The 18,911-nt window shown below is 70.7% G+C and carries 20 protein-coding genes; 5 read left to right on the forward strand and 15 right to left on the reverse strand.

All coding sequences use genetic code 11. The features are described 5' to 3' along the window. Positions 1-64: 64 nt before the first annotated feature. The 9 genes from AWQ68_RS11690 to AWQ68_RS11730 all read right to left on the reverse strand — a co-directional run bounded on the left by AWQ68_RS11690 (position 65) and on the right by AWQ68_RS11730 (position 8,140). Positions 65-862, reverse strand: coding sequence for an SGNH/GDSL hydrolase family protein (locus AWQ68_RS11690; RefSeq protein ID WP_066939022.1), 798 nt, complete (start codon positions 860-862; stop codon positions 65-67). Between the two features lie 129 nt (positions 863-991). Continuing rightward, entirely contained in the window at positions 992-1,426 is a 435-nt protein-coding gene (gene aroQ, locus AWQ68_RS11695; RefSeq protein WP_066939025.1) for a type II 3-dehydroquinate dehydratase, read from the reverse strand. Positions 1,427-1,499: 73 nt separating this feature from the next. Continuing rightward, positions 1,500-2,576 (reverse strand): 3-dehydroquinate synthase, encoded by a 1,077-nt coding sequence (gene aroB / locus AWQ68_RS11700; RefSeq protein ID WP_066939028.1) that lies wholly within the window; start codon positions 2,574-2,576, stop codon positions 1,500-1,502. 46 nt (positions 2,577-2,622) lie between these two features. Beyond that, entirely contained in the window at positions 2,623-3,141 is a 519-nt protein-coding gene (locus tag AWQ68_RS11705) for a shikimate kinase (protein WP_066939030.1), read from the reverse strand. 89 nt (positions 3,142-3,230) lie between these two features. Beyond that, entirely contained in the window at positions 3,231-4,409 is a 1,179-nt protein-coding gene (gene aroC, locus AWQ68_RS11710; protein WP_066939033.1) for a chorismate synthase, read from the reverse strand. A gap of 108 nt (positions 4,410-4,517) precedes the next feature. Further along, a complete protein-coding gene (locus tag AWQ68_RS11715) occupies positions 4,518-5,216 on the reverse strand; it encodes a prepilin peptidase (protein WP_066939036.1) in 699 nt (232 codons plus the stop codon). 49 nt (positions 5,217-5,265) lie between these two features. Then, on the reverse strand, positions 5,266-5,832 hold the full coding sequence (locus tag AWQ68_RS11720; protein WP_066939039.1) for an SseB family protein: 567 nt from the start codon (positions 5,830-5,832) through the stop codon (positions 5,266-5,268). Between the two features lie 65 nt (positions 5,833-5,897). Continuing rightward, positions 5,898-7,004, reverse strand: a complete 1,107-nt coding sequence (bar, locus tag AWQ68_RS11725) for a barbiturase (RefSeq protein WP_066939488.1) — start codon at positions 7,002-7,004, stop codon at positions 5,898-5,900. A 200-nt stretch (positions 7,005-7,204) separates the two neighbouring features. After that, complete coding sequence (locus tag AWQ68_RS11730) at positions 7,205-8,140, reverse strand: carbamate kinase (RefSeq protein WP_245655868.1); 936 nt, start codon at positions 8,138-8,140, stop codon at positions 7,205-7,207. 332 nt (positions 8,141-8,472) lie between these two features. Here AWQ68_RS11730 and AWQ68_RS11735 point away from each other — a divergent pair, with 332 nt between their 5' ends. Further along, positions 8,473-9,897 (forward strand): S28 family serine protease, encoded by a 1,425-nt coding sequence (locus AWQ68_RS11735; RefSeq protein ID WP_084463884.1) that lies wholly within the window; start codon positions 8,473-8,475, stop codon positions 9,895-9,897. Positions 9,898-10,069: 172 nt separating this feature from the next. Here AWQ68_RS11735 and AWQ68_RS11740 read toward each other — a convergent pair whose 3' ends face one another. From AWQ68_RS11740 to AWQ68_RS11750, 3 genes are all read right to left on the reverse strand, one after another. Next, positions 10,070-10,528, reverse strand: coding sequence for a hypothetical protein (locus AWQ68_RS11740; protein WP_066939493.1), 459 nt, complete (start codon positions 10,526-10,528; stop codon positions 10,070-10,072). Positions 10,529-10,714: 186 nt separating this feature from the next. Continuing rightward, entirely contained in the window at positions 10,715-11,251 is a 537-nt protein-coding gene (gene ahpD / locus AWQ68_RS11745; protein ID WP_066939045.1) for an alkylhydroperoxidase, AhpD family, read from the reverse strand. Then, positions 11,251-11,802: a peroxiredoxin gene (locus AWQ68_RS11750; protein ID WP_066939047.1), complete on the reverse strand. Its 552-nt coding sequence runs from the start codon at positions 11,800-11,802 to the stop codon at positions 11,251-11,253. Before AWQ68_RS11750 ends, ahpD begins: the two co-directional genes overlap by 1 nt. Before the next feature lie 113 nt (positions 11,803-11,915). Here AWQ68_RS11750 and AWQ68_RS11755 point away from each other — a divergent pair, with 113 nt between their 5' ends. Continuing rightward, positions 11,916-12,833, forward strand: a complete 918-nt coding sequence (locus AWQ68_RS11755) for a LysR substrate-binding domain-containing protein (RefSeq protein WP_245655869.1) — start codon at positions 11,916-11,918, stop codon at positions 12,831-12,833. A 47-nt stretch (positions 12,834-12,880) separates the two neighbouring features. Here AWQ68_RS11755 and AWQ68_RS11760 read toward each other — a convergent pair whose 3' ends face one another. Beyond that, positions 12,881-13,522, reverse strand: a complete 642-nt coding sequence (locus AWQ68_RS11760; protein ID WP_245655870.1) for a hypothetical protein — start codon at positions 13,520-13,522, stop codon at positions 12,881-12,883. A 1,026-nt stretch (positions 13,523-14,548) separates the two neighbouring features. Beyond that, the gene (locus AWQ68_RS45690; RefSeq protein ID WP_281217618.1) at positions 14,549-14,677 is read right to left on the reverse strand and encodes a hypothetical protein; all 129 of its coding nucleotides are present in this window, start codon (positions 14,675-14,677) and stop codon (positions 14,549-14,551) included. Positions 14,678-14,859: 182 nt separating this feature from the next. Here AWQ68_RS45690 and AWQ68_RS44855 point away from each other — a divergent pair, with 182 nt between their 5' ends. Continuing rightward, the gene (locus tag AWQ68_RS44855; RefSeq protein WP_066939053.1) at positions 14,860-15,399 is read left to right on the forward strand and encodes an SHOCT domain-containing protein; all 540 of its coding nucleotides are present in this window, start codon (positions 14,860-14,862) and stop codon (positions 15,397-15,399) included. A gap of 41 nt (positions 15,400-15,440) precedes the next feature. Then, entirely contained in the window at positions 15,441-16,658 is a 1,218-nt protein-coding gene (locus AWQ68_RS11770) for an FAD-dependent oxidoreductase (protein WP_169808900.1), read from the forward strand. A gap of 170 nt (positions 16,659-16,828) precedes the next feature. On the opposite strand, the gene AWQ68_RS11775 is transcribed toward AWQ68_RS11770, so the two are convergent. Next, positions 16,829-17,989: a pyridoxal phosphate-dependent aminotransferase gene (locus AWQ68_RS11775; RefSeq protein WP_218006842.1), complete on the reverse strand. Its 1,161-nt coding sequence runs from the start codon at positions 17,987-17,989 to the stop codon at positions 16,829-16,831. A gap of 99 nt (positions 17,990-18,088) precedes the next feature. Here AWQ68_RS11775 and AWQ68_RS11780 point away from each other — a divergent pair, with 99 nt between their 5' ends. Then, positions 18,089-18,904 carry a carbon-nitrogen hydrolase family protein gene (locus AWQ68_RS11780; RefSeq protein WP_066939062.1) on the forward strand — a complete coding sequence of 272 codons (816 nt, stop codon included), beginning with the start codon at positions 18,089-18,091 and terminating at the stop codon, positions 18,902-18,904. The last annotated feature ends 7 nt before the right edge of the window (positions 18,905-18,911 follow it).

An 18,911-nucleotide genomic window follows, 5' to 3' on the forward strand; every position in this document is an offset into this window, starting at 1 on the left:
CGAGTCGCTCCTCGTGGTGGCCGATCACGTAGTCCGCCCGCTTCGAGCGGGCGGACTCACGGCGTCACGAACCGGCGGAGTCCAGCGGCGCCAGATCGGGGCGCTTGGCGGCGAGGCCGTCACCGGACGACCGCCCGGTGAGCCGTCGGCCGATCCACGGGACGAGGTGCTCCCGCACCCACAGGGCGTCCTCACGGCGCTTCGCCCGCGGATCGACGTCCTCGCGCGGCGGCCACGCCGTACGCCACGTGTCCTCGGACGGGACGCCGAGCACGTCGAGGACCTTCGCCGCGACCATCCGATGGCCGTGCTCGTTCATGTGCAGCCGGTCGTCGCTCCACGCCCGCCAGTCGCGTAGCCCCTGCATCGACCACTGGTCCACCAGGCGGCAGCCGTACAGGTCGGCGATGGAGCGGATGTGCAGATAGAACGTGGCGAACTTGCCCCGAGCCCGCCGCATGATGGGCGTGTCGCGCGGGTCCACCCCGGTGAACAGCAGCACGTCCGCTCCGGTGCTCCGCAGGTCGCGTACGGCCGCGGCGAGCTTCTTGGCCATCAGGTCGGGGTCGCTGCCCGGGCGGAGCAGGTCGTTGCCTCCGGCGCAGAAGCTGATGAGGTCGGGCTTCATCTCCACCGCCAGGGGCACCTGCTCCGCGACGATCTGGTCCAGGAGCTTCCCGCGGATCGCCAGGTTGGCGTAGCGGAACCCCGGCTGCAGCCGCCCGAGGTGCTCGGCCGCGCGGTCGGCCCAGCCGCGGAACCGGTCGGCCTGCCCGGGGGCCGCGCCCGTCACGTCGATCGGGGGGTCGTTGAGCCCCTCGGTGAAGCTGTCCCCGACGGCCACGAACGACGTGTAGGCCACGTCAACCCCCTCTTTGTCTGCCCTTCCTCGACCGGCCCCTGCCGTCCGCGCCGCGAAAACGCCGCGGATCAACCGAGCTTTCGTCTAGTTTTCCCCATGCCGGTCGCGCGGGCGCAACGCGGGGGCGGCTCAGGACGGCAGTTCGGCGATCGCGTGCAGGGCGAGCACGTACGAGCGCATGCCGAAACCGGCGATCGTGCCGGTGGCGACGGCCGCGACGACCGAGGTGTGGCGGAACTCCTCCCGCGCGTTCGGGTTGGAGATGTGCACCTCCACCAGCGGCGCGGTCCGCTGCGCGATGGCGTCGCGCAGCGCGTACGAGTAGTGCGTGAACGCGGCGGGGTTCAGCACGACCGGGATCTTGCCGTCCGCCGCCTCGTGGATCCACCCGATGAGCTCCGCCTCGTCGTCGGTCTGCCGGACCTCGACGGACAACCCCAGCTCACGTCCGGTCTCCCGGCAGAGCGCGGCCAGGTCCTCCAGGGTCTGCGCGCCGTACACGTCCGGCTCGCGGATTCCCAGGCGTCCCAGGTTGGGACCGTTCAGAACCAGCACGGGCCTCATCGGCGCACCGCCTTCACATGCGATCCGGAGTCAGGAAAGCCGGGGCGGCCGGCCCCGGAAAGACGGGCGGGACTCACCGCGCGACCTCGTGGTAGGCGGCCTCCAGCAGCTCCTCGGCCGGATCCTCCAGCCGGGACGGCTGGGCGAGCCCGTCCAGCACCACGAAGCGCAGCCGGGCGCCCCGGCTCTTCTTGTCCACCCGCATGTGGTCGCGCAGCGCGGACCACGCCTCCCTCCGATACGCGGTGGGAAGGCCGACCGAGGTGAGGATGGACCGGGTCCGCTCGACGATGTCGTCGCCGATCCGGCCGTCGAGCCGGGACAGCTCCGCCGCGTACACCAGGCCGATGGCGACGGCCTCGCCGTGCCGGATGCGGTAGTCCTCGACCCGTTCGATGGCGTGGGCCAGCGTGTGACCGTAGTTGAGGATCTCTCTGAGGCCGCTCTCGCGCAGGTCGGCCCCGACCACGTCGGCCTTGACCTGGACCTTGCGCTCGATCAGCTCGCGGGTGTGCCGGCCCTCGGGCGTGCACGCCCCGGCGGGGTCGTCCTCGATGAGCTCAAGGATCACCGGGTCGGCGATGAAACCGCCCTTGATGATCTCGGCGAGCCCCGCGACGTAATCCGCGCGCGGCACGGTGACCAGCGTGGCGAGGTCGCACAGGACGCCCCTCGGCGGGTGGAACGAGCCGACCAGGTTCTTGCCCTCGGGCGTGTTGATGCCGGTCTTGCCGCCGACGGCCGCGTCGACCATGGCCAGGAGCGTGGTGGGGACCTGCACGACCTGGACGCCGCGCAGCCAGGTGGCGGCGACGAAGCCGGCCAGGTCGGTGGTCGCTCCCCCGCCCACGCCTACGACCGCGTCGGACCTGGTCACGCCGTACCGGCCGAGCGCCGACCACAGCTCGGCGGCGACCTGGACCGACTTGGCCTGCTCGCCGTCGGGCACGGGCAGCGAGACGACGTCGAACCCGGCCGCCTCGAGCGCGCCGCAGACCGGGCGGGAGATCTCGGGCAGACTCGCCGGGTGGATCACCGCGACCGTGCGCACCGCGGCGCCGAGCAGCCCGGACAGCTCGCCCAGGACGCCGGTGCCCACGACGACGTCGTACGGGCTGTCGCCCCGGACGGTGATGCGGCTGGGAGTCATGAGACCACCTCACCCGGGCGCGACTCGGACGGGGTGCGGACGGCGCTCATCCGAGCCCCTTCTCGATCTCCGCGACGATGTCGGCGGGCTCGCGCTCGTCCGTGGTCACGGTCACCCGGGCCAGCCGCTCGTAGATCGGCCGGCGCTCCTCCATCAGCCTCCTGAGCTGGCTGCGCGGGTTCAGCACGAGCAGCGGGCGGGCCGAGCCGAGGCCCACCCGCTTGACCGCCTGGTCGAGCTTCACCTGCAGGTAGACGACCCGGTGCCCGGCCAGCGCCTCCTGGGTGGCCGGGTCGAGGATCGCGCCGCCGCCCAGCGAGAGGACCCCGTCGTGCTCCTCCAGCGCGGCCCGTACGGCCGCCGCCTCCAGCTCGCGGAACCGCTCCTCGCCGTCCTCGACGAACACGTCGCTCACCGACTTGCCCGCGACCGCCTCGACGTCGGCGTCCGTGTCGCGGAAGCCGACCCCGAGGTGCTCGGCCAGCAGGGTGCCGACCGTGGTCTTGCCTGATCCCGGCGGCCCGATGAGGACCGCGGCGGGCCGCCGCTCTTCTGCCGATTCCATGGTCACGAACCTTATCGAGCCTTTCCCGGCCCCGTTCGGGCCGGGCGTACGCGGATGTCGGGGAGCCGTCCCGCCGTCGTCGGGAGCGGCTACTTGATGATCAGAGAGGAGAGGTAGCCGGAGAGGTTCCGGGCGACCTCCTCCACCGAGTCGCCGCCGAACTTCTCGAGGGCCGTGTCGGCGAGTACCAGGGCGACCATCGCCTCGGCGACGATGGCCGCGGCGGGCACCGCGCACACGTCCGACCGCTCGTGGTGCGCCTTGGCGGCCTCGCCGCTGCGCACGTCGACCGTGGCGAGCGCGCGCGGCACCGTGGAGATCGGCTTCATCGCGGCGCTGACCCGCAGCGGCTCGCCGTTGGTCATGCCGCCCTCGATGCCGCCGGCCCGGTTGGTGATCCGGCGCACGCCGTCCGGCGTGTTGACGATCTCGTCGTGGGCGCGGGAACCGGGACGGCGGGCCGTCTCGAACCCGTCGCCGACGGCGACGCCCTTGATCGCCTGGATGCCCATGAGCGCGCCGGCGAGCCGGGCGTCCAGGCGCCGGTCCCACTGGCCGTAGCCGCCGATGCCCGGCGGCAGGCCGTACGCGACGACCTCGACGACGCCGCCCAGCGTGTCGCCGTCCTTGTGCGCCTTGTCGATCTCGGCGACCATGGCCGCGCTCGCGGCCGGGTCGAAGCAGCGCACCGGATCCTCGTCGATGGCGGCGAGGTCCTTCGGCTCGGGGATCACGCCCTCGGGCGCGGCCGCGCCGCCGATGGAGACGACGTGGCTGACGATCTCGACGCCGAGCGCCTGCTTGAGGAAGTTGCGGGCGACCTGGCCGAGCACGACGCGGGCGGCGGTCTCCCGCGCGCTGGCCCGGTCGAGCACCGGACGGGCGTCGTCGAAGCCGTACTTCTGCATCCCGGCGAGGTCGGCGTGGCCCGGCCGGGGGCGCGACCTCGGCGCGTTGCGCGCCTGGCCCTCGAGCAGCGCGGGGTCCACCGGATCGGCGGCCATCACGGTCTCCCACTTGGGCCACTCCGTGTTGCCGATCCGCACCGCGACCGGTGAGCCGAGCGTGCGGCCGTGCCGGACGCCGCCGACCACGCTCACCACGTCCTGCTCGAACTTCATCCGCGCCCCGCGGCCGTAACCGAGGCGGCGACGGCGAAGCGCCTCGTCCAGGTCGGCCGTGGTCACCCCCACCCCTGCGGGCAGGCCTTCAAGGATCGCGACGAGTTCGGGGCCGTGGGATTCCCCGGCGGTCAACCAGCGCAGCATGATGACAAGTCTTCCATGTGTCTCGGAGTGCGACGTCCCTCCCGCTCACCAGGCGAGACGGCGATGCCGTTCCGCGCCCCGCGCGGGGGCCGTGACCTGGGCGCGCGTCTACCCGATCGGAAGCACGACCGCGAGCAGCGCGGCGCCGAGCATGAAGGGGCCGAACGGGAACTCGGTCGCCCGGGTCGCCCTCCGTGCGATCAGCAGCCCGGCCGCGTACAGGGCGCCCAGGACGTGCGCGCCGACCGCGGCGAGGATCACCGCCTCCGTCCCGAACACGCCGGTCACCATGCCGACCAGTGCGGCGAGCTTCACGTCGCCCAGCCCCAGCGCCGCCGGCCGGACGAACCACAGCACGGCGTACGCGGCCACGAGGGCGAGCCCCGACAGCAGCGCCGGGCCGAGGCGGCCGGTGGGCGCGAGCAGGACGGCCAGGACGGGAACCGACGGCAGGGTGATCGCGTCAGGGAGCCGCCGGGTCCGCCAGTCGATCAGGCTGAGCGTCACGCCGGCGACCGCCGCGTACAGCAGGGCCGCCGTGAGAGCGGCCGGGACGATCGTCTCCGCGTCCGGCGGGCCGGCCAGGCTCGTGGCCCGCCAGGCCAGCAGCCCGAAGACGGCCGCCGTCACCCCCTCGACGACGTACGGCCGGCGCGGAAGGGGAGGGATGCGCGCCGCACGGACGACGGCGTCGCGCGCCTCGCGACGGGGAGCCTCGGAATGCTCGCCGAAGCCGTCGGCGAGGGCCCGGGCGAACGCTCCGGCGACCAGCCCGAGCAGGCAGGCGGCGAGGACGGCGAGGGGCACGCCGCGACCCTAACCCGCGCGGCGGTCTCCGCGCCGGGTCGAGGAAGGATTACGAGGCGCGCCTGCGCCGGAACCAGCGGCGGCGCGGCGCGGCTTCGCCGATCTTGGTGACGGTGATGCCGGGCACCGCGCCGGCGAGGCCGTCCAGGGCCGACGGGTCGCGCTTGACGTCCTCGATCGCGGCCAGGGCCTGCAGCATGCCGCCTTCGATCACGAACGGGATCGGCCCGGCGACGTCGATCACCACGGCCGCCGCGCCCTCCTGCCGGGCGGCGTGGCACACCTGCGGGCCGCTGGCCTGGATCGGCCGCGCGTCCGGACGCCACGTCTTCAGCGCCTCGGTGCCGGTGAAGGCGAGGACCGCCTCCCGCCCGTCCTTGCCGACGAGCTTCGGCAGCGCCATCTCGCTTTCCTTCTCCTGCTTCAGCCCGTGACCGCCGATCTCGGACTCGGTGAGCAGCGCCACCACGGGCACGAGCAGCCGGGCCTGGCTGATCGCCGGGAGCACGTCGGCGGCGGACGCCGTACCGGCCTGGAAGGCGGAGAGCGCGGAGGCGACGGCGGCGTCGGCGCCGCCGTCGTCGTCGGGCACGAGCGGCTGCGGAATGGTCAGCACGATTGGCGAGCCTACCTGCCCATGTGCCCCCTCCTCACACCGGTCGGAGGGGGCAGGGGCTTCGATCAGGAATGGTCGGCGATGGCGATGACGGGGCCGCCGCCGGAGGGCCCCTGGTGAACCGCCGCGACCGACACGAAGATCGCCGGGTCGCCGGTCACGGCCGCCGCGACACCGCCGACCGTGGCCTTGATCTGGCGGTGCCAGTGCACGTCGGAGTCGTCCAGCATGATGTTGCGGCGGCCGCGTACGCGCCCGGAGGGGTCGGCCTCGCACTTCATGAAGACGTTGACCAGCCGTCCGCCGAGGTCGCTCGGGTGCGGCCGCTCGGGCAGGTCGATGCCCGAGTCGCGGATCGCCTCCCAGATGCCGTCGGCGTCCAGCGCGTCCTTCATCACGGAGTGGCCGGCGCGGTAACGGCCGCCGATGCCGCGCACGTTGCCCACGACGACGATCTGGGCCTGGTCGAGTTCCACGCCGGACGAGCAGGAGGCCACCGACGAATACAGCGACAGGTCCTTGTGGATCTGCTCGGCCGTCGGCATCTCGATCTCGCCGAGCGCGACCGCGATGCCGAGCGCCGTCGTGGAGTTGGAGATGTCCATCGACTTGAGGGTGTCCTCGGTGACGACCGTGTGGCCGCGTTCCTTGGCGTCGGTGATGGTCGCGAGCGTCAGCAGCGGCGTCTTGGTCTGCACGTAGTGGACGTCGGCCGGGTCGTCGATGCCCGCGATCTTCATCGCTTCCCGGACTCCCCTGGCCACCTTCTCCACCATGGCCGGACGGCCGATGTCCTCGGGAAGGATCACCTCGCTCATCGCCACGCCGACGCTCAGCCGCGGCTCGTCCGTCTGTATGGCGGTCGCCGGGTCGATCGTCGCGAAGACCGTGGCGTGGGGGCTGAGCACGCCGTCGGTGCCGCCGGACCAGACGAGCGGCACCTGCCTGACCTCCTCCTCGGTCCGCGTCCCCTTACTGACCAGGACCTCGCGGAAGGCGCGGTCGGCGAGGATGCGGGTGTAGTCGTTCACGCCGCCGTTGCCCTCGGTCTTGCCGATCACCGCGAGCACGCGGTCGGCCTCGATCACTCCGTCGTCGATCAGCTTCGCGAGCCCGGAGGCGTCGGTGACGCTCTCGATGACGACCTTGCGTACCTCGATCGGATCCGGCATCTCCTGCACCTTTCGTTGTCTGGCTCGGATGTCTCGCCCTGTTGTCGGCCCTGGCCCTGGCCCTGTCGTCGGCCCTGTCGTCGGCTCTGTCGTCGGCTCTGTCGTCGGCGGTTCCGGGTCTGGAACGGGGGCCGCGTCCGGCGTCGTACCCACTGTCACGGTCGTTGTCGTGGTCGGGTCGAGGCCGCGCGGGGTGTGGCTCACTTCTCGAGGATCGTCCCGATCGCGGCGGCCTCCTCGAGGGCCGTGCCGATGTGCTGCAGTGAGGTGATCACGGCTCGCCGCCCGCCGTCCGTGACGAAGCGCAGCGCGGCCTCCGCCTTGGGCCCCATGCTGCCGCTCGCGAAGTGCCCGGCGGCCTGGAGCAGCCGCAACTCGCCGAGGCCGACCCTCCCGATCGGCCGGGCGGCGGGCGTGCCGTAGCCGGCGACCGCGCCCGGGACGTCCGTCGCGATGACCAGCGTCGTCGCGCGTACGGCTCTCGCCAGCGCGGCGGCGGCGAGGTCCTTGTCGATGACGGCCTCGATGCCCTCCAGGGTCCCGTCCGGGGCGCGGACGACCGGCACGCCGCCCCCTCCGGCCGCGACCACGATGTAGCCCGCCTCCATCAGGGCGATCGCCGGCGCGGCGTCGAGGATCTCGATCGGCTCGGGCGAGGCGACGACCCTGCGCCAGCCGCGCTCGAACCGCCTCCAGCTCTGCCCCAGCTTCTCGAAGCGGTGGGCGTCGTCTTGGGGGAAGTACTGCCCGATCGGTTTCACCGGGTCGGCGAACGCCCGGTCGTCCCGGTGGACCAGGGTGCGGGTCACCACGGTGGCCACCCTGGCGGGCCGCGGCGCGAGCGCGCGCTCCAGCGCGTTCATGATGAGGACGCCGATCGTGCCCTGCGTCTGGGCCACGCACCAGTCGAGCGGCACCGGCGGCACGACGTGCGCGGCGAGTTGGTTCTTGAGCAGGATGTTGCCGACCTGCGGGCCGTTCCCGTGCGTCAGCGTCACCTCGTGCCCGGCCCGGATGAGCGCGGCGACGTGCGTCATGGCCTGCTCGACCGCCTGGCGCTGGTCCTCCGGCGACGCGCTCCCCTCGGGAGACGTCATGGCGTTTCCGCCCAGTGCGATCAGTACGCGTTCGCCCACATGGGGAAACTATCCAGCCGGCGACCGCGCTTCATTGGCGAGTTTCGCCCACCGCCGCCCCATCCTTCGGCAAGCCTTGCGCACACGACCTCGCCGTCATGCGCGATGCCAGAAGGACGACCCCGGGCCGCCATGCCCGGGACGGCCCTCTCCGGAAAGCCGCAGCGCGCGTCACTCTGCCGATCTCACCGCGCCAATTCCCGACATATCAGACTAAATGCCTCAATCGAGGCATTGGCCATAACTCCAGCGTTAGGAAAGCCGGGAGTACCGATTACCAAAACGTGCTGGTTAGTCTCCTTCGACACATCGTGCCCCCTAGGAGACACATAGTGCGAACCCGAGTACTCCCCGCCCTCATGTTGTCGGTGCTCGCGGCCGGATCGATCGCCGTCGGCGGCGTCACCCCCGCCGCGGCGGAGCCTGACCACACTGCCTCCGCCGCGGCGGTCGAGGACGAGCTCCTCGTCAAGCTCAAGGCCATCCCCGGCCTGACCGTGGTCTCGGAGACCCGGCCGAGCGGCTATCGCTTCTTCGTCCTGAGCTTCGCCCAGCCGGTCGACCACCGTGACCCGAGCAAGGGAACCTTCCAGCAGCGGTTCACCCTGCTGCACCGGTCGGCCGACGCGCCGGTCGTGCTCGCCACGGGCGGGTACGGCCTGCCGGTCAACCCCGGCGCCTCGCTGACCGAGCCGACCCGGCTGCTGAGCGGCAACCAGGTCTCCGTGGAGCACCGGTTCTTCCGCACCTCCCGGCCGGCCCCGGCGGACTGGAGCAAGCTCGACATCTGGCAGGAGGCCAGCGACGAGCACCGGATCGTCGAGGCGCTGAAGACGATCTACTCCGGGAAGTGGATCCAGACCGGCGCGAGCAAGGGCGGCATGACCTCGGTCTACCACCGGCGCTTCTACCCGGACGATCTCGCCGGCGTGGTGGCCTATGTCGCGCCCAACGACAGGGTCAACCCCTCCGACAAGGCCTACGACGACTTCTTCGCCAACGTGGCCGACGCGACCTGCCGTACCGCGTTGGACGACGTGCAGAAGGAGGCCCTCAAGCGGCGTGATCGGCTGGTGCCGAAACTGGAGGAGTTCGCCGCGCGGAACGGGCTCACCTTCGCCCGGTCGCTGGGCACCGCCGACCGGTCGTTCGAGATGACGGTGCTCGACACGGTGTGGGCGTTCTGGCAGTACTCCAGGGTGTCCGACTGCGCCAGGGTTCCGGCGGCCACTGCCTCCGATGACGCGATCTACAAGTGGATCGACGACATCGCCGGCTTCTCGTTCTACACGGACCAGGGCATCGAGTACTACGTGCCGTACTACTACCAGGCGGCGAACCAGCTCGGCTGGCCCTCGCTCAAGTTCAAGCACCTGAAGGGCGTGGCCCGCTACCCCGACCTGTACCGGGCGTCGTCGGTGCTGCCTCCTGAGCTGCCCGCCGCGCACGACCCGAAGTGGATGCTCGACGTGGACCACTGGGTGCGCAAGGAGTCGAGCCAGATGATGTTCATTTACGGCGAGAACGACCCGTGGAGCGCGGAGAAGTTCACGCCCAGCGGGAACGACTCCTACCTGTACGTCGCGCCCGGTGCCAACCACGGCGCGAGCATCTCCCAGCTGAGCCCCACCGAACGCGATGCCGCGACGGCCACGCTCAGGCGCTGGGCAGGGGTGCCCGAGACGGCCTCCGCCCAATCCCGCGCCCTGGCGTCCCTCCCCGACGACGACATGCTCCCCACCCGTGGAGAGCGCTAGGGACCGGGGACCGTACGGAGTCCGGATCTTAGGAGCGGCCGGAGGCCTTTGAAGAACCGGATCGTGGCTGATCAGGCGGCCGACCGCACGTGCGGTCGGCCGCCTGGTCCGTCTTCTCGGGGATCTCCGCCCGGATGTGTTTCGGTTCTCCGCGAGGAGGTTCTCTCAGGCCTCAGCCCAGTGAGACTGTCACGAATACGAACAGCGCCAGCAGGAGCGCCAACATGCCCACCCCGATCGCCGACAGAGCGATCGCCAAGCCCATTCCGTTCCATGGCTGCGGGGCGGGGCCGAGGGCGCCTCGGGAGAAGGCCCACACGGGGGCACGGTATTCGAGTTCGAGCGTCGTCCCGGGCTGGAGCCAGATCGCCAGGTCCGCCGGTCCTATCTGTGGAGGGAGGAGATAAGGCAGGTGGAGGTGAAGGTGATACTGACCGGGAGGAAGCGGGATGACGTTGCGACCCCAGCGGCCCGGCATCTGGTGGCCGTTGAGGACGATCTTCGGTGTGATCAGGGCCAGTGTGAAGCTGAGCCAGTGCCGCTTCACATCGAGAACGAGATACGCCTGCGGCCCGGGGTGAGCGGGTGGGGGCGGCTGGCTCCATGGGGTGGGTGGCGCCGGCGGATACATGGCGCTCATGCTACTCGCGCCCCGATTTCTCGTGATCTGTCCGGGCGCCCCGCCCCCGACAGGGTCGGCCGTCAGGCCTGATGTCCGGACCCGTCGGCGGGCCGACGCGGAAAAGAAGAAGCGGCCGGGCGCTCTTCCGAGCTCCCGGCCGCTCCGTCCTCTGCCGCGCTCAGCGGCCTGACCGCCTCATCCCCCGACGGAGACGGCCTCGGCCTCGAGCGTCGTCGCGACCGCGTTGACCACCGCCGCGACCTTGACGGCCTCCTGGACCTGCTCACGCGACAGGCCGCCGTTGCGGACGACCTTCTCGTGCGACTCCAGGCAGGTGCCACATCCGCCGATGGCGCTGACGGCGAGGCTCCACAGCTCGAAGTCGAGCTTCTCGACACCCGGGTTGCCGATGATCGTCATCCTCAGCTTCGCGGGCATCGTGGCGTACGTCTCGTCACCGATGAGGTGCGTCGTCCGGTAGTAGACGTTGTTCATCGCCATGATGCTCGCGGCGGCCTTCGCCGCGGTGAACGCCTCGGCCGACAGGTAGTCGGCGGCCTCGGCGGACACCTCGGTGATGACCTTCGGCGACCGCGTGGCCACGGCGGTGGCGAGCAGCGTCCCCCAGAGCTGCTGCTCGGTCAGCGACGACGTGGTGACGAGGGAACCGAGGTTGAGCTTGATGTCCTTGGCGTACGCCGGCAGGGCATCCTTCAGGTTGCCGATCCCCATCAGCCGGCCAGCAGCTTCTGGGCGTCGAGCGTCGCCTCGCCCTTGTTCCAGTTGCAGGGGCAGAGCTCGTCGGACTGGAGCGCGTCGAGGACCCGCAGGACCTCCTTCACGTTCCGGCCCACGGAGCCGGCGGTGACCATCGAGAACTGGATCTCGTTGTTCGGGTCGACGATGAACGTCGCGCGCATGGCCACGCCGTCGTCGCCGAGGACGCCGAGCGCGGAGGACAGCTCGCGCTTGATGTCGGACAGCATCGGGAAGGGGAGGTCGCGCAGGTCGGGGTGGTTCTTGCGCCACGCGTGGTGCACGAACTCGGAGTCGACGGACGCGCCGAGGACCTGCGCGTCGCGGTCGGCGAACTCGTCGTTCAGGCGGCCGAACTCGGCGATCTCGGTGGGACAGACGAAGGTGAAGTCCTTGGGCCAGAAGAAGACGACCCGCCACTTGCCTTCGTAGGTCTTGTGGTGGATGGTCTCGAACGCGCTGTCGGCGTCCAGCGAGACGCAGGCGGTGAGCTCGTATTCGGGGAACTGGTCACCAACGGTGAGCATGTCAGGCACCTTCCTGAGGACGACGTTGTCCTGCTCAGAGTGCCCCACCTACCATTGATATGAGAAATCGAGCAGTCGGACTAATCTGAGAGGTGATCCTTATCAGTGAGGCGGTGCCCACCATTGCCCAGCTGCGGGCCTTCCTCGCGGTGGCCAACCATCTCCACTTCCGGGAGGCGGCCGCGACCCTGCGCATGAGCCAGCCCGCGCTGTCGAGCGCGGTTTCCGCCCTGGAGGAGATCCTCGAGACCCGCCTGCTGGAGCGTACGACCCGGAAGGTCCTGCTCACGCCCGCGGGTGAGCGGGTGAGCGCGCACGCCGCCCGGATCCTCGCCGGTCTCGACGAGCTGGTCAGCGACGTCGCGGAGACGCGGGAGCCGTACAGCGGCCCCGCCCATCTGGGGGTGATTCCCACTGTCGCCCCCTACCTGCTGCCGCTGCTGCTGCCCATGTTCGCCAAGGACTTCCCCCGCCTGAAGCTGACCGTGCACGAGGCCAAGACGGACACGATCCTCGAAGAGGTGCGGGAGGGCCGCCTCGACATGGTGCTGCTCGCCCTGCCCACCGACACCAACGGCCTGGTCGAGGAGCCGCTGTACGACGAGGACTTCCTGCTCGCCCTGCCGTACGACCACCCGCTCGCCGCGGGCACCGAGCCGCTCGGCCGCGACGTGCTCAAGGGGCTCGACATCGTGCTTCTCAACCAGGGCCACTGCCTCCGGGAGCAGGCCATCGACGTCTGCCGCGAGGTCGGCACGAAGGCGACGATGACCACCTACGCGGCGGGCCTCCCCACGCTGGTCCAGCTCGTGGCGGGCGGCCTCGGCGTGACCCTCCTCCCCGAGCTCGCGGTGCCGGTCGAGACCGGCAAGCGGGTCCGCATCGCGCTGCGCCGGTTCGCGCGTCCCCCGGGCCGCCGCATCGGCCTCGCCTATCGCGCCACGTCCCCGCGCGCCGGTGAGTACGCCCGGCTGGCCGACGCCGTACGGTCCGCGATCCGCGCCAGGCGGCTCCCCGTCCGGCTCGTCTGACGTCCTGGCACCGGGGATCGAGCGGCCGGCTCTCCGATCCTCTCCTCCTACGGCGACTCCGCAGCCGCCTGAGGGTGCCGACGTCGCTCCACGAGGAGGAAGCGGACGACGATGAAGCCGACACTCACGGCAGCCGCCGTCCACACGACCGTCCGCCCTATGGCCTGGACCACCTCGTTCCTGCCGGGCGGGAGCACGACCATCTGTACGGCGGCGCCGACCGGCACGGTCAATCTCGCGAGCAATCCGATCGCTCCCGGTCGCTTGACGCACGCGCCGACGGCGCCCAGAGGCGCTCCTAAGACGACACTGGCGACCCACCACAGGGGCGGTTCGGACGTGTACCAGGGGAGCTGCCCGCCGCTACGGATGGTGTCCACGATGCTGTAGGCGGCGGTGGCCGCAAGCAAGGCCAGTGCGCCGGCGAGGGCGCCACCCCACGCCGGTGCTGAGGGACGGCCCTCCCTGGCGCGTGTGATCAGCCACCCCACCGCGACCGCCAAGCCCGCCCAAGCCCAGCCGGAGTCGAGCAGCACGCTCACGATTTCCGCGATCGACCACCCGCTGGTGGTGTAGGCACGGCTTTCAAAGTCGGCGTAGCTGTCGGATAGGGCGTTCACGAGGGACGTCGCCGCGCCGAATCCCGCTCCGACCGCCAGAGCGGTCAGGATCTCCGCAGGCCGGGTCACACGCGAGCGGTCCTGCCGTCGACCGCCATGCCGCTGATCATCAGTCACTGTGCCTTCCTACCGCAAAGATCACGATTTGTACGGCGGATATTCCATGCGATCCAGGGAGGCCCGCCGGGCTTGATCGTCTTCGACGATGGTCCGGGAGCGGATGGCGGCGCACTGGCCGCCGGACAGGACGTGCGGGGTCATACGCTCGCCGAGCTCGTCGTCCGGACCGATCTTCGGCATGGGGATCGGCGCGACCGGTCGGCGGGGGCGGACGATGCCGACGCGCTTCCCGATTATTCAGGTGATCGCTTCACTGGAGGCGACCCAGCGGCGAGAATCACCCTTTTAGCACTAGAGTGCCATTAGTGCTCGCACGGATTGAATCCCGATAATTAGTGCGATGCTCACAACGAAACCACCTACGGCGACGTTGAGCATTCGTCTCGGAATGATCGGCCTACCAGCGACTTTACTCGCCGTCCAGCGAAGGATGAGACAGGCGACAGTCAGGACAAGCCCGACCCTGGCGACTATATACAGAATAGTCATGATCCACCCCAGAATTGGGGGATCGATTCGCTCAAACGGCTCCATGCCCCTCCCCCAACGAAGTGCAGAACGACCGCGATTCTGCACTCTCGGTCTTGCTATGCGCAGGTCGATTCCTGCTTGAGCAACGGCCTCCTTCGCAGCATCTGACCGCTCAGGTTGCTCGCCCAGCACGCCCCGGACAGTTGCGGCAGATTCAGCACCAGTGCGTACTGTCCGTGTACGACTTATTACCTCTCAGTGATCCGCGCTCGCGATTATGGCTGAACAGTCAACCCCGTCTTGATATGCGGTCAAGATTCACATGGGGCACCGAGGGACGCAAGCCAAATTTCCGCGAACGTTATCCATCGCCGTGACGGCGGAGTCGTGTCAGCGGCGGGATCGGAATGTCGGTGCCAGGCGGGAGGATCGGCGCCATGACCGACATCACCTCCGCGATCGCCGATTACTGGGACTCCAGTGCGGCGGACAGCGAGCAGGAGGTCATCGCCACCCGCCGGTCCGCGCCCGGGCCACGGGCCGCTCGAGGCTCGCCGCGGCCCGTCCCACGAACAGGCCCGCGGTCATGATCATGCGCTGGATCCGGTCGGCGCCCTCGTAGATGGGTGGCACCTCGCCGCGTCGTCGCCCATCCGCCGAGAACTTCGCGCACGCTCGGGCTTTCCCCACCGTCCAGGGACCTTGGCGTAGGCCCGTTCTCAGCCGAAGATGGTCATCAGACTCCTCGAAGCCGGTCCCCGGCGGAGAACTGGCGTCGAAACCGGAGCCTTGAGCAGTACGAGACGGAGGAGAGCATGGCCGAGGGCGCACACAGGCCTGACATCCAGGCCGCGGCCGACCGCATGGCCAGCAAGTTCGGGTCCAGGCGCGAGATCCGCCATCTGGTCGACTACCTCGTTGAGGGTGAGGCCGTCGAGCACATGGCGGCCGGTACCTTCGGCCCCGGCACCGGGCTTGTCGTTCTCACCGGCCGGCGACTGCTGTTCGTCAAGGACGGTTTGGTGGCGAAGGTCGCCGAGGACTTCATGGTGGGGAAGATCTCAACGGTGCAATGGAAGCCGGGCTCGTCGCACGGCACGCTGACCGTGACCTCCTCCGGTGACAAGGCCGAGATCGAGAACATCCACAACGACGACGGAGCCCGCATCGCCGACGCGATTCGGCACCGCCTGTCCGCGCGATCCGCCGCCTCTCCGGCTCCGGCCGAGGCTCCCGTCGCCGGAGAGGACGATGTGTTCGAGGCTTTGCGGAAGCTGGGGGAGCTCCGCGACAAGGGTGTGATCACCGACGCCGAGTTCGAGGCGAAGAAAGCCGAACTGCTCGCCCGCATCTGATGATCTACCCGGTCTCGGCGCGCGGCGGTACGCCGTTACAGGTGATCATCGTCGGTGGAGGGCTCGGAGGCCTGTGCGCGGCCCACGGCCTGCGTGCCGCCGGCATCGGCGTCACCGTCTACGAGCGTGATCCCTCGCTGGACCACCGGCCGCAGGGGTACCGGATCCACCTCGACTCCCGGGGGGCGGGCGCGCTGCGCGAGTGCCTGTCCGTCCGGCTGTACGAGCTGTTCACCGCCACCTCCGGGCAGCGGAGCAGGCGGGTCACCATCGTGGACGAGCGGCTCAGGGAACTGCACGCCGTCGAGTTCGACGGCGTGTCGGCGGACGGGGACCCGGCGTCGTTCAGCGCCTCGGTCGACCGCATGACGCTGCGCCGGATCCTGCTGGCCGGCCTGGAGGACGTGGTGCGCTTCGGCGCGGAGTTCACCCGCTACGAGCCCGAGGGCGAGCGGGTGCGCGCCTGGTTCGCCGACGGCACGAGTGCCGGGTGCGACCTGCTCGTGGGCGCCGACGGCGTCGGCTCGCGGGTGCGCCGCGAGCTGCTCCCGCACGCGCGGATCAAGGACCTCGGCACCCGGTGCGTCTACGGGAAGACACCGCTGACCGACGCCGTCTCCGAGCTGCTGCCGCCCCGGCTCGCCGAGGGGTTCATGTCCGTGCGGGCGGGCCGGTTGGGCCTGGCGCTCGGGCTCATGCGCCCGCGAGAGGACCCGGCGCGGGCGGCGGCCCGGCTGTGGCCGGGTCTGGACCCACGCTGGCGGGGCGACTACGTGATGTGGTCCCTGGCCGTGCCCGCCGCCCTGCTGCCCGGCTCCGACGCCGAGCTGTCGTCCCGCGGCGCCGAACACCTGCACGGGTTCGTGGCCGAGCGCGTCGCGGGCTGGCACCCGGCTCTGGTGCGGCTGATCGAGGCCGCCGACGTGGACCAGACCTCCTACGTCCCGATCAGGAGCTCGGTGCCCGTCGCGTCGTGGGAGCCGTCCGCCGTCACGGTGCTCGGCGACGCCATCCATGCGATGAGCCCCGCCCAGGGCTCCGGGGCGAACTGCGCGCTGCTGGACGCGGCTCTGCTCTGCCGGACGCTCTCCGCGGCCGTGGCCTCGGGCGGGTCCCTGACGGCCGCGGTCGGCGAGTACGAGCGGCGGATGACCGAGTACGGCTTCGCCGCGGTGCGCGCTTCCGAGCAGGCGGCGTCGTCCTTCGGCGGAGGTCCGCTCGGCCGCATTCTCCAATGGATCGGTCGGCGGTCACCCTAGCCGTACTCAAGTGGAACTCCATGGGGTGATGTTTGACACGCCGGTCACGGCCGATGCCACCGGAATTCCGAATCTCCCGAATCCTGAGACGGCGAACCCTCCCGGCGGATGAACGTCCACGGGTAGAGCAGACGAAGGCAGACCGGTAGAGCGGTGGAGGCTGTCGACGGTTAGAGGCGCTTGAGACGGTCCACGGCCTCGTCGATGACCTCGTCACGCTTGCAGAAGGCGAACCGCACGTACCGTGCGCCGTACTCGGAGTGGTCGTAGAAGACCTGCGTGGGAATGGCGACCACGCCGGCGCGCTCCGGGAGCTGCCGCGCGAAGGCGAGGCCGTCGTCGAACCCGAGCGGCCGGATGTCGGCCTGGATGAAGTACGTCCCGGCGGGGCGGAGCACGTCGAAGCCGGCCGCGGCCAGTCCATCCGCCAGCCGGTCGCGCTTGGCCGAGAGGGACGCCCGCTGGGCGGCCACCCATTCCATCTCGTGCCGCAGGCCGTACGCGACGGCGAGCTGCCAGGGCGCGCTGGAGGTGAAGGTCGTGAACTGCTTGACCGCCTGGACCGCGGAGACCAACGCGTACGGCGCGCAGACCCAGCCGACCTTCCACCCGGTCACCGAGAAGGACTTGCCCGCGGACGAGATGGTCACGGTGCGGTCGCGCATGCCGGGGAAGGTCGCGAGCGGGATGTGCTCGACCTCGTCGAAGGTGAGGTGCTCGTACACCTCGTCGGTGATGGCGATCAGGTCGTGCGCCTCACACAGGGCCGCGATGGAGGCGAGTTCCTCGCGGGTGAACACGGTGCCGGTGGGGTTGTGCGGCGAGTTGACGAGGATCGCGCGGGTGCGGGGCCCGACTGCGGCGGCCAGTTCGTCGGGGTCGAACGTGAACCGCCCGCCCTCCACGCGCAGCGGCACGGGGACGCGCGCGGCTCCCGCCAGCGCGATCGCGGCGGCGTAGGAGTCGTAGTAGGGCTCGAAGACGATCACCTCGTCGCCCGCCTCGCACAGCGCGAGGACGGCCGCCGCGATGGCCTCGGTGGCGCCCACCGTGACCAGCACCTCGCCGTCCGGGTCGTAGCCGAGGCCGTAGCACTCCTTCTGGTGATCGGACACCGCGCGCCTGAGCTCGGGGACGCCCGGGCCCGGCGGGTACTGGTTGAGGCCGCCGCGGATCGCCTCGACGGCGCGCTCCAGCATCGCCTCGGGACCGTCGGTGTCCGGGAAGCCCTGTCCCAGATTGATCGAACCGGTCTCGACGGCCAGTCTCGTCATGGTCGCGAAGACGGTCGTGCCGAACTCGCGCATCCGTGCCACCAGAGGTTCTCTCACGCTCGCAATGTACCGGGTGCCCCACCTCCTCCGGATCAGCCTGTGGACAACCGCCCCCGGCATGGTCGGAACCCCATCCGCACGGGCAGACTGGGAGCCGTGACACGCGTAGCCCTGTGCCAGATCCCGATCTCCCATGACCCGAAGACGAACCTCGAAGCCGCGCGTCAGGCGCTCGCGGAGGCCGGGGACGCCGACCTGGCGGTGTTCCCCGAGGCCACGCTGGCCCGTTTCGGCCGGGGGGTGACCGAGACGGCGGAGCCGCTGGACGGTCCCTTCGTGACGGGGCTGGCCGACGCGGCGCGCGAGTTCCACACCGCCGTCATCGCCGGGACGTTCGAGCCGGGAGACGGCCGCGTGCGCAACACGGCCGTGGCGATCTCCGAGGAGGGTGAGCTGAAGGCCGCCTACCGGAAGATCCACCTCTTCGACTCGTTCGGCGCCCGCGAGTCCGACCTGGTCGTCGCCGGTGACGCGCCCGCGGTGGTCGAGCTGGCCGGGCTCCGCGTCGGGCTGATCACCTGCTACGACGTCCGGTTCCCCGAGCTGGCCAGGGCGCTGGTCGACGCGGGCGCGGACACGTTCGCGGTCATCGCCGCGTGGGGATCGGGCCCGATGAAGGAGGAGCACTGGGCGACTCTCGTCCGGGCCCGCGCCATCGAGAACACCACGTGGACGGTCGCGGTCGGCCAGGCCCCCAACCCCTCCGCCTCGGACGGCTTCGGGGTGGGCCGCAGCATGCTGGTCGACCCCCTCGGCGTCGTACGGCACGACCTCGGCCCCGGGCGCGCCGTGCGGACGGGGGAGATCGATCTGGCCTTCGGCGCCGAGGTGCGGGCCACGGTCCCCTCGCTCCTGCACCGGCGGCCGGACATTTTCTCCCGCCCATCGGGCGAGGCGGCGCCCGGATCGTAAACTGTCG

This window comes from Microtetraspora fusca (assembly GCF_001570365.1).
Taxonomy (GTDB): Bacteria; Actinomycetota; Actinomycetes; order Streptosporangiales; family Streptosporangiaceae; genus Microtetraspora; species Microtetraspora fusca.